The organism is Robbsia andropogonis (genome assembly GCF_000970345.1).
Taxonomy (GTDB): Bacteria; Pseudomonadota; Gammaproteobacteria; order Burkholderiales; family Burkholderiaceae; genus Robbsia; species Robbsia andropogonis.
In genome coordinates this window covers 40,575-54,506 of the sequence record NZ_LAQU01000007.1, presented here as the reverse complement: position 1 = coordinate 54,506, position 13,932 = coordinate 40,575, and the positions used below count along the sequence as shown (strand labels likewise).

13 protein-coding genes and 1 pseudogene are annotated in these 13,932 nt (G+C 61.1%); 10 read left to right on the top strand and 4 right to left on the bottom strand.

All coding sequences use genetic code 11. The features are described 5' to 3' along the window. Positions 1-107: 107 nt before the first annotated feature. A complete protein-coding gene (locus WM40_RS08945; RefSeq protein ID WP_024902782.1) occupies positions 108-1,337 on the bottom strand; it encodes a phosphoglycerate kinase in 1,230 nt (409 codons plus the stop codon). A gap of 313 nt (positions 1,338-1,650) precedes the next feature. Between WM40_RS08945 and WM40_RS08940 the strand changes: the two genes are divergently transcribed. From WM40_RS08940 to WM40_RS08900, 9 genes and pseudogenes are all read left to right on the top strand, one after another. Then, positions 1,651-1,845, top strand: coding sequence for a zinc-finger domain-containing protein (locus WM40_RS08940; protein WP_024902781.1), 195 nt, complete (start codon positions 1,651-1,653; stop codon positions 1,843-1,845). 139 nt (positions 1,846-1,984) lie between these two features. Continuing rightward, on the top strand, positions 1,985-3,010 hold the full coding sequence (gene waaF, locus WM40_RS08935; RefSeq protein ID WP_024902780.1) for a lipopolysaccharide heptosyltransferase II: 1,026 nt from the start codon (positions 1,985-1,987) through the stop codon (positions 3,008-3,010). A 57-nt stretch (positions 3,011-3,067) separates the two neighbouring features. Next, complete coding sequence (locus tag WM40_RS08930) at positions 3,068-3,508, top strand: nuclear transport factor 2 family protein (RefSeq protein ID WP_024902779.1); 441 nt, start codon at positions 3,068-3,070, stop codon at positions 3,506-3,508. Continuing rightward, a pseudogene (locus WM40_RS08925) lies at positions 3,426-4,567 on the top strand (YheT family hydrolase). The gene WM40_RS08930 and the pseudogene WM40_RS08925 overlap by 83 nt, the downstream one beginning before the upstream one ends. Before the next feature lies 1 nt (position 4,568). Next, positions 4,569-5,327, top strand: a complete 759-nt coding sequence (locus tag WM40_RS08920) for a DUF2946 family protein (protein WP_046152707.1) — start codon at positions 4,569-4,571, stop codon at positions 5,325-5,327. A 61-nt stretch (positions 5,328-5,388) separates the two neighbouring features. Then, the gene (gene moaC / locus WM40_RS08915; RefSeq protein ID WP_269083082.1) at positions 5,389-5,967 is read left to right on the top strand and encodes a cyclic pyranopterin monophosphate synthase MoaC; all 579 of its coding nucleotides are present in this window, start codon (positions 5,389-5,391) and stop codon (positions 5,965-5,967) included. 405 nt (positions 5,968-6,372) lie between these two features. Continuing rightward, positions 6,373-7,590 (top strand): OpgC domain-containing protein, encoded by a 1,218-nt coding sequence (locus WM40_RS08910; RefSeq protein WP_157684961.1) that lies wholly within the window; start codon positions 6,373-6,375, stop codon positions 7,588-7,590. A gap of 182 nt (positions 7,591-7,772) precedes the next feature. After that, on the top strand, positions 7,773-9,701 hold the full coding sequence (locus tag WM40_RS08905; protein WP_046152706.1) for a PglL family O-oligosaccharyltransferase: 1,929 nt from the start codon (positions 7,773-7,775) through the stop codon (positions 9,699-9,701). A 65-nt stretch (positions 9,702-9,766) separates the two neighbouring features. Continuing rightward, the gene (locus tag WM40_RS08900) at positions 9,767-11,194 is read left to right on the top strand and encodes a chloride channel protein (RefSeq protein WP_046152705.1); all 1,428 of its coding nucleotides are present in this window, start codon (positions 9,767-9,769) and stop codon (positions 11,192-11,194) included. Here the strand turns inward: WM40_RS08900 and minE are convergent. Genes minE through minC form a run of 3 tightly spaced genes read right to left on the bottom strand, consistent with a single transcriptional unit; the run spans position 11,185 to position 13,144 of the window. Then, entirely contained in the window at positions 11,185-11,439 is a 255-nt protein-coding gene (minE, locus tag WM40_RS08895) for a cell division topological specificity factor MinE (protein ID WP_024902773.1), read from the bottom strand. The genes WM40_RS08900 and minE overlap by 10 nt on opposite strands. A gap of 9 nt (positions 11,440-11,448) precedes the next feature. Then, the gene (gene minD / locus WM40_RS08890; protein WP_024902772.1) at positions 11,449-12,264 is read right to left on the bottom strand and encodes a septum site-determining protein MinD; all 816 of its coding nucleotides are present in this window, start codon (positions 12,262-12,264) and stop codon (positions 11,449-11,451) included. Positions 12,265-12,307: 43 nt separating this feature from the next. Then, positions 12,308-13,144, bottom strand: a complete 837-nt coding sequence (gene minC, locus WM40_RS08885) for a septum site-determining protein MinC (protein WP_046152704.1) — start codon at positions 13,142-13,144, stop codon at positions 12,308-12,310. 400 nt (positions 13,145-13,544) lie between these two features. On the opposite strand from minC, the gene WM40_RS08880 reads away from it, so the two are divergent. Next, complete coding sequence (locus tag WM40_RS08880; RefSeq protein ID WP_046152703.1) at positions 13,545-13,841, top strand: hypothetical protein; 297 nt, start codon at positions 13,545-13,547, stop codon at positions 13,839-13,841. Positions 13,842-13,932: the final 91 nt, after the last annotated feature.

Below are 13,932 nucleotides of genomic sequence, written 5' to 3'. Positions count from 1 at the left end.
ATGAAATGCGCCGGCGCCGGCCCTGGCCCCGTTCCGGCGGTCTCGGTACCCTGCTGTGGCGTGGAGGCAGCGTGCTTGCGGTCGTTGTTTCCCGTCGTCGTCATGGCTCAAGCCCTCGATGCAAGAACGGCCACCGCCGGCAAGGTCTTGCCTTCGAGGAACTCAAGGAAAGCCCCGCCGCCGGTCGAGATATAGCCAACCTTGTCGGCGATACCATATTTGGCAATCGCGGCAAGGGTGTCACCACCGCCCGCAATCGAAAAACCGTCGGACGCGGCAATCGCCTGCGCCAACGTTTTCGTGCCATTCCCGAATGCGTCGAATTCGAAAACGCCCACCGGACCGTTCCAGACGATCGTGCCAGCGGATTTCAACTGCTCGGCCAGAGCCTTTGCCGTATCGGGGCCGATGTCCAGGATCATGTCATCCGCCGCGACATCGGCCGCGGCCTTGACCGTCGCCTTAGCGGATGCGCTGAATTCGGTTGCGGTCACGACGTCCGTCGGGATTGGCACCTGGGCACCGCGCTCCCGCATCATCTCGATAATTTGCTTCGCTTCGTCGACCAGATCCGGCTCGGCCAGCGATTTACCGATCGGCAGACCGGACGCGAGCATGAACGTATTGGCAATGCCGCCACCCACGATCAACTGATCGACCTTCGCGGCCAGTGATTTCAAAATCGTCAATTTGCTCGACACCTTCGAGCCCGCCACAATGGCTACCAGCGGGCGCTTGGGTGCATGCAAGGCCTTACCCAACGCATCCAGTTCCTGCGCCAGCAACGGACCGGCCACCGCCACCGGCGCGTATTTGGCCACGCCATGCGTGGTGGCTTCCGCGCGGTGGGCGGTGCCGAATGCATCGTTGACATAGACGTCGATCATCGATGCGATTTGCTTGGAGAGCGCGTCCGAATCCTTCTTCTCGCCCACGTTCACGCGGCAGTTTTCAAGCAGCACGACATGGCCAGGCGCCACATCGACGCCCTTTTCAACCCAGTTCTGCACCAGCGGCACGTCACAGCCGAGCAATTCCGCCAACCGCTTGCCGACCGGCGCCAGCGAGTCTTCCGGCTTGAACTGTCCTTCGGTCGGACGGCCCAGATGCGAGGTCACCATCACCGCGGCGCCCGCCTCCAGCGCTGCCTTGATCGCCGGCACCGATGCCTTGATCCGCGTGTCCTCGGTGATGTTGCCGTGATCATCCTGCGGCACGTTCAGGTCGGCGCGGATGAATACACGCTTTCCGGCCAATTGCTTGGCGGCAATCAGGTCGTCGAGGCGGTGGACAGTGGCGTGGGCGGCGGAAGCGTTTTCGGGAGTGTTGGACGTCATGTAGGGTGTCTCGCGTGCTCGATGTAATCTCGATATGATTTTGCGGGCGATCCCACGTCGCCGGATGGTACCGGCCGACAGCGTGCCGGCACCGCCGCTACCGTGCGCGCGCCGGGGCAGCCGAGGCCGCGCGGCGCGTTGGACCGCGTCTTGGAGGTGCTTACCGTCGATTATTCTACCGCGATGTGTCCGGCACGCGGCAGATCGATACAACCGGACACATCTGCGGCCCCGCGCCGCCCCGCTCGGACGCCGTGTGAATTACAATAGCCCGGACGCTTCCCTTATCCGCAACTTCCAGATTGGCCGTACGATGTCGAACGTAAAAGAGATGCCGCTGATAGAGGTCCGCGCAAAAGACCTCCCCGTGTATTGCCCGAATCCGGAAATGACACGCTGGAATGCGCATCCGCGCGTTTTCATCGATGTCACGCATGGCGAGACCAAATGCCCGTACTGCAGCACGCGCTACAAGTTGCGGGACGGCGAGGTCGTACACGGGCATTGAGCCCCGGCGCCGACACCGCGATGGTGACACTCATCCAACGCTTACCCCGCTGCCGGTCTTATCCCGTCGCCCCCACAAGAGCTGCGCGAAGCGAACCCCGCCGCGTGGCGGTTTTTTATTTGAGATGGATTGCTAGCTGATGCGTCGCGCGCTCGTCATCGCCCCGAACTGGATAGGCGATGCGTTGATGGCCCAACCTTTGTTCACCGTGTTGAAGCGTCTGCACCCTCGGCTGCAGATCGATGCCGTGGCGCCCGGCGGCGTCGCGCCGGTATTGGAAAGGATGCCGGAAATCCAGACCGTGCATACCACTGAACTCGGGCATGGCAAGCTGCAACTGTGGCAACGCCGGGCGCTGGCGCAGGAACTACGGGATATCGGCTATGACGCCGCCTACATCCTGCCGAACTCATTGAAATCGGCGCTGATTCCATGGATGGCAGGCATCCGGTTGCGTATTGGCTATCGCGGCGAGTACCGCTATGGTTTGCTGAACGTGATGCACGCACAGCCGTCAAAGCGGGAACGGCCACCCATGGTGCCGCATTACGTGGCGCTGGCGTATGCCCCCGGTGCGACGTTATCGGACACGTTGCCAATACCGCGACTCGAAAGCGACTTGAACGAAAGCACGCGTGTCTCGCATCGGTTTACGCTGGATAACCGGGTGCCATTGATCGCCTTCTGTCCCGGCGCCGAGTACGGTCCGGCCAAACGCTGGCCCCCGGAACACTTTGCCCGATTGGCACAATTGCTACGTCAATCGTTTCCGTATGCGCAGTTTGTCGCCCTGGGTGCCCGCAAGGATGGGCCGGTCGCACAGGCCATTGCCGACGGCGCACCGTTCGTGCGGAACTTGTGCGGGCAGACGGCGTTGGGCGAAGCCGCGGCGTTGATCGCCCGCGCGGCGCTGGTCGTCAGCAATGATTCCGGACTGATGCATGTGGCGGCGGCGCTGCGCCGACCCTTGGTGGCGCTGTATGGATCGACCGATCCGCGCCACACCCCGCCTCTGTCCGACACGGCACAGGTACAATGGCTCCATTTGGAATGCAGTCCCTGCTTCCAGCGCGAATGTCCGCTCGGCCATCTCCATTGCCTGCGGGAACTCGCGCCCGAGCAGGTTTTCGAAAGCGCACGCCAGCAACTCGCCCAGCATCGCTGAGTGCCGCAACGCGCCGTAGCGACGCGTTTCTCTCGATTCCAATCCCGACGAGCCACGATGCCACGATTCGCCAGACTGTTCGAAGCCGCCGCCGACACGCTGAACGCCTACTATGCCGCCGTTGCCGAGCGTAATCTCGAAGCGGTGATGCAGCTTTGGATCGACGAGGAATTCGTCTCCTGCATCCAGGCTGACGGCGCGCACTTGCACGGACTGGAGAAAATCCGCTCCGGCTATGCGTTGCAGTTCAACCAGGGTCGCAAGAATATCGAAGCCCTCGATGTCCGCGTCTATGACAGCGTGGGAACCGTCGTCTATGCTGCCGCGGAGGTCCATCGTGGCCCCGGCGAGGCCGAGTCGATGGTGTTCACGACGTATGTGATGGTCCACGAGCATGGCCGATGGAAGATCGCGCATGTCCACGCCAGCACCATGCCGGAAGACACCGCACGTCAGTTTGCCGCCAAGTCCCGCAGCCGGCGTGGCCCGCTCCACTGACACTACCGCGGCGTTGGACGCCGCAACCGCACGCACCGCGCCGCGCCCACCTCCCTGGCTGTTAGGTGGTCATGCGCAGACGATCATACCGTCGCTCTGGCTACCGAAAGCCGCGGTACCGTATCGACGCGAACGCTGGACCACGCCAGACGGCGATTTCATCGACTTGGACTGGGCCGATGGGGACGCGCCCATCCCGTTGGCCACATCCATGCCGAATAGCTCGCCGCGCGCCGCGCCGCGCTTTCAGGACAAGCGTCCCCTTCTGGTTCTGTTTCATGGGCTGGAAGGCAGCTCGGACAGCCATTACGCCCGTGCACTGGCCTCCGCTGCATTACGCCGTGGCTGGCGTGCGGTAATTCCCCACTTCCGCAGTTGCAGCGGCGAGATGAACCTTGCCCCCCGCTTCTACCACTCCGGTGACGCAGCCGAGATTGATTGGATTCTCGATCGGCTTGCGGGCGTCTTGCCGCCGGGGGTGCCGATGCATGCCGCCGGTGTGTCGTTGGGCGGCAATGCATTGCTGCGATGGCTCGGCGAGCAGGGACAATCGGCACATCGACGTGTCCGCGCGGCAGCCGCGATCTCGGCCCCCTTGGACCTGGCGGCAGGGGGACATTCGCTCGCGCAGGGTTTCAATCAGATCTACACCCGCCATTTCCTGCAGACATTGAAGCAAAAGTCGGCCACGAAATGGCAGCAATTCCCACGTCTGTTCGCGCTGGAAAAGATGCAAGCCGCGCAAAACCTGCATGCATTCGACAACGTCGTCACCGCGCCGTTGCATGGTTATCGCGATGCGGACGACTATTGGCACCGCGCCTCTTCGAAGCCGGTCCTGTCGGCGATTCATGTCCCTACGCTGGTCCTGAACGCGCGCAACGATCCTTTTTACCGCGTTGGGCGCTTCCCGGTCCAGCGGAAGTCTCGCGCGCCGTGACGTTGATGCAGCCGGATCGCGGCGGTCATGTCGGCTTCACCGCGCGCGGCGACACAACCACGGATAGCTGGCTGGCCCGCTGCGTGCTGGGATTCCTGGGCAAACACGAGGAGCGTTGATATGGACCGGATCGTGAAAGAAGCCATGGCGAAATGGCCAGACGTCCCCGCTTGCACGGGCTGGCTGGCGTTGGACCGACGCGGGCGCTTCCGGATGCGCGATGAAGCATGCCAAGCCGCCGGTGAACCCGGCGAGCCCATTCGCCATGCCGCCCTGAACGCGTTCATCGCTCGGAACTACACGTCCGATGCCGAGGGGCGGTGGTTCTTCCAAAACGGCCCACAGCGCGTGTTCGTCGACCTCGATTACACGCCACTGGTAGTCAGACTGCACCACGGCACCAATGACAGGTGCATAGAGCACGCCTCGGCGGATGGCGCCCGGCTGCCGGTGCTGATCGACCAATGCGCACTGCCGTTCATGCCTCATGCGTGCTGGTGCGATGATCAAGGGAGTATTTTGTTTTCAGGACAACGTGGAGAGACGAACGCAACGGATGCGGCATCGTGGCGTGATGCGACAAATGCCACCGAGGCTTCACGCAGTCACATTGTCAGCGATACGGTCGCCTTGCTGTACGATCAGGATCTAGATCTCTTCCTGACGTTGTTTCCTGAGACGGCGCACCAGATAGCCGCATTGCTGGAAACCATGGAACCCACGCAAACGCCTATACCGGCGCCAGATGATCCACGGTTCGGTGCCAATGAAGGCACCTCGCTACGTTGGCCGGGAATCGCCTCCCCGCTACGATGCCATGTCATCGCCACCGAAGCCGTTGCCGCGCGCTTCGCCTTCTGCCGCCGTCCGGTGATATGACCGATCAGCGCACGGCACGCCATCTGGCACCGCCTCCCAGCCACCGATATCCCATCCTCGCATGCCTACCGAACCGATGACCCAGAAAGGCGTATCCGTCATTGCAACCGCCGCCACGTCTGACCGCACGGCCGCGGCGCCTTCCGAAACGTCCGGGACGTCGACCCTTACGCACTTCGACGCCGCCGGACAGGCACATATGGTCGACGTCGGCGCAAAAGCGGAAACCCGACGTATCGCGGTCGCACGCGGCAGCATCGTAATGCTGCCGGAGACACTCGATTTGATCGCGCGAGGCGCGGCAGGCAAGGGTGACGTCATCGGCATCGCGCGCATTGCCGCCATTCAGGGATCGAAACGCACCGCCGACCTGATCCCCTTATGCCACCCGCTCGCGTTGACCCGGGTTGCCGCCGACTTCGTGCTCGACGCCACCCTCCCAGGCGTGCATTGCACGGTCCGCGCGGAAACAACCGGTCGCACAGGCGTGGAGATGGAAGCACTGACCGCGGTTCAGGTTGGCTTGCTGACGATTTACGACATGTGCAAGGCCGTGGATCGGGGCATGACGATCACCGATGTGCGGCTCCTGGAAAAGCAAGGCGGCAAGTCCGGCGACTGGGGCTCCTCGACAGGTTGACCCGGGATACGCCCTCCCCGGCCGCTGGCACGCTCCCTGCGCCATCCGTGTATGACGGGAACGATTTACCGGATCTCCAGACCGATTCCACGGTATGACACGCTCGCCATTTGCATGGATATTACTGATATCTCACGCGAAAAGCGCGCAAAGCCTGGAAAATCGTAACCCTTTGTTACCCGGAGAAAATTCGGGTTGACCCCCATACAGTTCGTTCCTACCCTTGTAAAGGCGCCAATAAAGCATGGTCGTAACCTTGCGTAAAACGGAAAAATAATTTCGGGTGAGCGCGAGCGCAAAATGGGCGCAACCATGGCTTACGCGGACACACGCAGAATCTCGCTTGTCATCGTGGAACGTCTCTTAACACGGGGCGTGTGTCGAGGCGGCGGAACGGAGACAAGCATGACAAGCAGCAGCAACGCCGCCGCGTTGACCAATAGCCCCTCCTCCACGAGCCCGGCCGCGCCACGTGCGGTCGGCAGTCGGCGCAGTATAGAAGTCGATTTCTTTCGTGGCCTTGCCTTGGTCGTCATCATGCTCGACCACATCCCGCAAAGTCTGGTGTCGAAGGTCACGTTGCATAACTATGCCTTCTGCGATGCCGCCGAGATGTTCGTGTTTGTAGGCGGGTATTCGGTAGCAGCCGCCTATACCGCGATCATGGACCGGCAAGGTGAGCGCGCCGCAGCGCAGCGCTTTTTAAAGCGTGGTGTCGAAATCTATCGCGCCTTCCTGTTGCTGGCTGCCATGATGCTCGTGCTTGGCATGCTGTTCCACGGCCTCAAGCTCGATACGCCCGAAGTACTGGCAACCGAAGCCGGAACTTTCATGAGGCGCCCGCTCGGGATGTTGCTGGATATCGCGAGCTTGCGCAGGCAACCTTTCTTGTCTTCCGTCTTGCCGATGTATTTGTTGTTTGCCTTGTCAGCCCCTGCCGTACTGGCCTTGGCGCGGCGCGCGCCCTGGTTGACGTTGGTGATCAGTATTGGCATCTGGGCACTGGCCCCGATATTGGCCGCCGGATTGCCCACGGCCTACCCGGAAGGCTGGCCGTTTAACCCGTTTGCCTGGCAATTGATGTTTGTTTCAGGGGCTATCTTCCGTCTGAAGCCCGTTGATGCGGAAGTGTTGGCTACACCGTGGGGCGGCATGCTGACGCGGATTGCCGTCGTCGCCGTCGTCGGTTTTGCGATCTGGCACATTTTTCTTCTGTCCGCGCCCACTCCGGGCTATGACAAGCAAAACCTCGCATTGAGCCGTCTTTTGAATTTTGCGGCCCTGGCCTGGTGCGCGAGCTGGATCACCGCTCGCGGCTGGGCAGGGCGCGCCGCGGCAGCCCTCCCGGCGCTAGTGCGGACTGGCCAGCACAGCCTGCCATGCTTTGTGGCGGGCGCCTGCATATCGGTCTCGATGGACGCCCTGTCCCGTCCCTTTGCCGCGGCACAGCCCTGGCTGGTGGGGAGCTGCGACGACATCCTCGCCACCGTACTGCTGCTCAGCGTGGCCTGGATCGCCGCATCACTGAAGAAGCGCGGCCGCAAACCGGCGGCTTCACGTACTGCCGGCGCAAGGGTGCCGTCGGGCGGACCACAGCGTACGTCGGCAGCAGTGCGCAACTGACCCCAGCCGAGACAGGTCCCACACGGGCACCCGTTCGCGTCGGCCCTTATCACCCAATCTATCCGTTGCGGCGCAAAAAACGGGGCTTTTGCGTCGAAGCATGCCCCAAACAGGGGTACATCGGTCACAGGCCAACTATCTTTGTGTATAGTCGCCGGTTGCCGTGACCATTTCTTATTTCGATGCCGATTTCGATTTCGCGTAGCGGATCCGCCTTCTCCCCCCGTTCCTGGACCTCCGCGCCCACGCTTCCGTTCGCCTGCCTCGTCGTACTGGTGTGCGCCTGGCTCGTTCCCTACGCGGTCGTCGGACACACTTACCCCATTCCGACGTTCTATGCCGAATACGCGGCATATTGCCTCTACGTCGGCCTCGCCGCGATGGTGGGCCTGATGACGTGGCAAGCCAGCCGCCAATCATCGGCGGCGGAGATACGGCCCGGATCACCGATCGTCGCGCTCGTCCCGATCGGTCTCGCCTGTGTGCTGCTTATACAGACGATGGTACTGCCCACCGCGCAGCCGTCGATGAATGTGCTGGGTGCATGCAGCCTGCTGCTGGCGGCGTTGGCCATGCACGCGGGGTACTGGACCGAACGTCTTGCGTGGCGAACGCAGATTGCAACCTGGATTGCCTGGGCGCTGCTCGCGGGTGGCTGCTTTGCGGTGTTCTGTCAGTGTGTGCAGCTGTTCCATGCCGAGCGTACTTTCGCACCGTTCGTCGTCTCCTATAACGTGACGACGAACCGCAGACCGTTCGGCAATATGGCGCAGGCCAATCATTTGGCGACCTATATCTCGTTTGCGTTGGCGGCATCCGTCTATCTCGTGCAGACCCGACGTCTGGCGCTGCCCGTCTGGATCGTACTGGCAGCGGTGTATTCGTTCGGGCTGGCACTCACCGTGTCACGAACACCATGGCTGCAAGTTGCCGTGATATTGCTTGCGGCCGTGCTGATGGCCTGCGCGGCGGCGCGCACTGCCGCCTTGTCGCGCGTGACGCTCGGCAGCGATGGTTTTCTGCGCGATACCACCGGCAAGGGCGACGATAGCAAGTGGATGCGCGCAAGGCGCTGGCTCGTGCCGGTACTGACCTTGCTCGTCTTTGCCGTGGTCAACGTCATGGTGCGCAAGCTCAATACGTTCTATGGGTGGCATCTGGACGAGTCGGCCTCGTCGCGCTTTCAGGATGCCGGGCAGATCTCGCCGCGGCTCGCCCTGTGGAAATACGGCTGGACGATGTTCCGCACACATCCGCTACTGGGGGTGGGCTGGGGGGAATTTCCGCGATTCCAATACGAGTACGTCGAACAGCTTGGTCATGTCGAAATCGCCAACAACTCCCATGACATCGCCATCGACCTCCTGGCCAAGACAGGTCTGATCGGCGGCCTGATCGTGGCGCTCGGTTTCGTATGCTGGTTATGGCGCAACCTCGGCGCGCTGTTCACAGATCGTGGCGACGTGCAATCGCGGCTGTTCGGCCTAGCGATGCTTGGCGTCCTGGGCATGCACGCACTCGTCGAGTATCCACAGCAATATCTGTTCTTTTTGCTGCCTGCGGCGTTCCTGTTCGGGTTGCTGGAGACACGCGCCTTGCGTCGCATCCCCGTGCCTGCCAGTGTTGCCAGCTATGCCGTAGTCACCGCCGCCGGTGCCGCAATGATCTATCCGGTCCTGGCGGATTATCATCGCGCCGAGACGCTGTATTACGGCAACGCACCGGAACAGCAATATCGCAGTGATCCGGCGTGGATCTTCGGCGCATGGGGGCAATTCGGCCTTAGCACCCTCCTGCCACTGGACCGGGCCGCCATCGATGCGAAGCTCGACGCCCATCGTAAAGCAATCGCCCTATTGCCCGGCGAAGTGGTATTGCGGCGCTATGCGATCCTGCTCGCTCTCGCCGGCGACAACAACGCCGCGCTGGATCAGGTCGTACGCCTGAAAATCTTCGCCGAATCACTGCACGACTGGCCTGCCCAATTGAAATTGCTCTACGGCCTTTGCGCACAGCGGCCAAACGAACTGGCGGGATTCAGCGCGCAATTACACGCCTTGTACGGCGTCCCTGAAGGCGCCGCCGCCACGCCCGACGACGAGGACGAATAAGCCCTCATAGGCGCGCCATGATAGGCGCGCGCTATACTTTGGGTTGCGCACTTGAATCGTCACCGATGCCACCCACCTTTTCCTCACTCCCCTCCCGCACCGCGCATCGCGCGCGTCGGCTCTGGCACGACTACGGCATTATCTGGATGGGGGCCATCGTCGCAGGCCTGATCGCCGTTGGCTATGCCAAGCTGATCGACTACGGTTTCTCGCTCTTCAGCAATGTGCGCGAGTCGTTTTTCTGGGCGCCGCTTATCGTCACGCCTGCAGTGGGGGCGGCCTGCGTCTGGATCACGCGTACTTTCTTCAAGGGGTCTGAAGGCAGCGGCATCCCGCAGGTGATCGCGATGTTGCATATGGATGCATCACTTGGTAAGTCCTTACTTACGCCACGAATCATCATCGGCAAAATCGGGGTTTCCTTCATCGCCATCCTCGGCGGCTTTACGATCGGGCGAGAAGGACCCACGGTACAGGTGGGGGCGGCGTTGATGTACCAGTTACGCCGTTTCTATAAGGAATCGTCGATTGCACTGGAGCGGCAGCTTGCACTGGCCGGTGCCGCCGCGGGTCTGTCCGCGGCCTTCAATACGCCACTCGCCGGCATCGTCTTCGCCATTGAGGAATTGGCGCGGAATTTCGAACAGCGCGCGAGCGGCGTGGTCATAACGGCCATCATCTTTGCCGGTATCGTCGCGCTTGGCATCAACGGCAACTACACGTACTTTGGCACGATCGAGGTCCGCACCGACTTTCCGAAGATCATGATCCTGGCTTGCATCGCCGTTGCCATACTCACCGGTATTGCCGGCGGCGCATTCTGCTGGTTGATCATCAACAGCGCGCGCTGGATTCCAGCACCGATCGCGCGTATGCGTGCTGAGCGACCGGTGCTGTTCGGCGCATTATGCGGTCTTGTCGTCGCGGTATTAGGGTTGGTGTCGGTTGGTGCCAGCTTCGGTAGCGGCTATGCGGAAGCGCATGCGGCGTTGGATGGTCGACAGTCGCTGTCGCCGCTGTATCCGTTCCTGAAGATCGCATCGATGGTGGCGTCCTACCTGCCCGGCATTCCGGGTGGCATTTTCGCGCCGTCGCTCGCCATCGGCGCCGGTTTCGGCACGGTGCTGCATGAGGTTTTCCATAGCCTGTCGATCCCGTTGCTGATTGCGCTCGGCATGGTGGGCTATCTCGCGGCAGTGACGCAGGCCCCGATCACGGCGTTTGTGATCGTGATGGAAATGATCAACGGCCATGCGTTGGTGATTTCGTTGATGGTGACGTCCCTGCTGGCCAGCCGCGTGTCCAAGCTGTTCGCACCACCGTTCTATGAAACACTGGCGCACCGGTATGCTGCAACCCCGGCCTTGTCCGCACCGCCGCCGACCGCGGAAAGTGCGACTGCGGCCGCCGTCCATGACGTACCGCCGTCCGGGCACGTCGATCGTACCGATGGCGCCGGTCAGGCAGAAAAACCGTCGACGCCTCAGGTCTGAGGAATTTCAATCTTCACTTCGAGCACTTCCAGGTTGCCCTGATGCTCGACGTGCAGCTTGATATCGTCGTCGCCAATCTTCACGTATTTGCGGATTACCTCGACAAGCTCCTTCTGCAGTGCCGGGAGATAATCCGCCGGTGGCTTGTCGCTGCCGCGCTCATGCGCAATGATCAGTTGCAGCCGCTCTTTTGCAACGGCTGCGGTTTTTTTCTTTTCGCCCAGCAAAAAAGAAAGAAACGACATATCGTCTCCTTACTTGTTGCCGAAAAGGCGTTGTAAAATTCCCGGCTTCGTGTACTCCGTGAAGCGCAGCTCCTTTGTCTCGCCCAGGAAGCGGCTGATCACGTCCTTGTATGCCTCGGAGACATCACTGCCTTCGATATGCACGGCCGGCAAACCCTGATTCGACGCTTGCAACACGGATTCAGACTCCGGCACCACGCCGATCAACGGAATGCGCAGGATTTCCTGGATATCGGTCAGTGACAGCATTTCACCTTCATTGACGCGTTTCGGGTTGTAACGCGTGATCAACAAGTGCTCCTTGATCGGCTCCTTGCCTTCTTTGGCACGACGCGTCTTCGAGGACAGAATGCCAAGGATGCGATCCGAATCCCGCACCGACGACACTTCGGGATTCGTCACGATCAGCGCTTCGTCGGCGAAGTACATCGCCATCAGTGCGCCCGATTCGATACCGGCAGGCGAATCGCAGACGATGTAGTCGAACTTCATGTCGATCAGGTCATTGATGACCTTTTCCACGCCTTCCTGCGTCAGTGCGTCCTTGTCACGCGTTTGCGACGCAGGCAGGATGAACAAGTTCTCGCACTTCTTGTCCTTGATCAGCGCTTGATTCAGATTGGCTTCACCCTGGATCACATTGATCAGGTCGTACACCACGCGGCGCTCGCAACCCATGATCAAATCCAGGTTTCGCAGGCCGACATCGAAGTCGATGACGGCGGTCTTATGACCCCGCAACGCCAGGCCTGATGCAAAGCTCGCGCTGGTCGTGGTCTTACCCACGCCCCCTTTGCCCGAAGTCACCACGATAATTTTTGCCATACGCTTTCGCCACCTAATGTAAAGAGATGAACCGGTTGCGCCGTCAGGTCAGCCGCAAGGGTTCGAAGATCAATTTTTCGTCGTCCAGGCGAACTTGCACCGGCTTGCCTTGCACGTCCACCGCCAACGGATTCTCGGTGGTCCGATAAATACCGGCGATCGAAATCAGCTCCGGTTCCAGGCAGGTACAGAAGATCCGCGCCGCATGGTTGCCGTGCACGCCGGCCAAGGCCCGACCACGCAACGGTGCATACACATGGATATTGCCCTCGGCAATCACTTCCGCACCGTTGCTGACCTGCCCAAGAATGACCAGATCGCCTTCGGCGTAGATACGTTGGCCAGAACGCAGTGGCCGATCGATAATCAATGTAGGGGCAGCCTTAGGCGGCACGCTACCTGACGCAGGGCTTGTCACCGCCGCGGCATCAAGACCGGATTCGATGCCTGCCGCCCCGCCCTTGCCGGCCGTTGCCGGCGTTTCCGTAGCGTGCGTCACCGCCGCCGATGACGCGCTCGACGCATCGTCAATGGCGTCACCGCTGCGACCGCGGTCCCGCGACTCCAGGACCGGCGCCTGTTGGCGCTCGGCCCAGGCACGCTGCAGGCTGTCTTGCGTGTCGATCACGACACCGGCCGTGCGCATGCGGAATTCGGTCAACAGCGCTTCAATCTGCGCCAGATCAAGGCCGGATACCGGCGTCTCAAGGCGCCGGACGTCCACCGCGACCGACTCACCGGCAAAAAATGCAGGCGTCGATTCGAAGCGACGCGCCAATTCGGCACGCAGCGCCCCAACATCGGCGGTCTTCATCACGAAATGCAACAGATCGACGGTACCGCTTCGCAATTCGAAAAACGGCGTTTTTTTGAGCGACATAGATTACTGACGAAGCTGCAGTCACGGGTTTGTGACAAAAGTTTCGCGTATTTTACAGGCATGTCCCCGTCGGTCGAGCGTTGTAACGATTTCTTTTCATTTTAATAGAGCACACTTGGCGTAAAGTTCCGTCATTCGAGACTTACCATAGCGCAGGAAGACCCTGAAAGGCGCACCACAGGGCCGTTTCAGGAAAATCAGCAAACCCCGGCGTGCAAGGGCCGGGCGCGGTAAACGGGGGAACGTCCCAGGCCAAGCCGTCACCGAAGGCAATCCCTGTTCGCGCTTGCTTTTACACGAGGTTGCAGCTTCCGCGTCTGATACGGGTAAGATAGATAAAAAAACTCAGTCGAATAGCGCGTCGCCACATGACTCGCTGGCCGGCGCCTACGGTATCCCGATGCAATCCGGAAACTTCTTTGAATGGCTGGGCAACCTGCTCGGCAGCATCTTGCGGACGATTGTCCATCTGCTGACCGCCACGGTTGGCGGGCTCGGGCACGCCCTGCATGAATTCACCCACGGCTTCGCGGATGCATTGGGTATCCATGCGTCCGCCGTCAATATTCTGTTTCTGGTGGTAGGGGTGCTGTTCCTTGTCGCCGGAGTGCGGTCGTTGCTCGCCCGCAGCTTTATTGGTGGCATCATCTGGCTCGTGCTCGCGGCGCTGATTTTGGGTAACCTAATCGCTTACTGAACGAGCCGTTCGAGATGCGCTGCGGCGTGACCGGCGATCATCGTCGAACGACGCCCACTTCGCTTTGTCGACGTTGGGATCGCGATCGGTG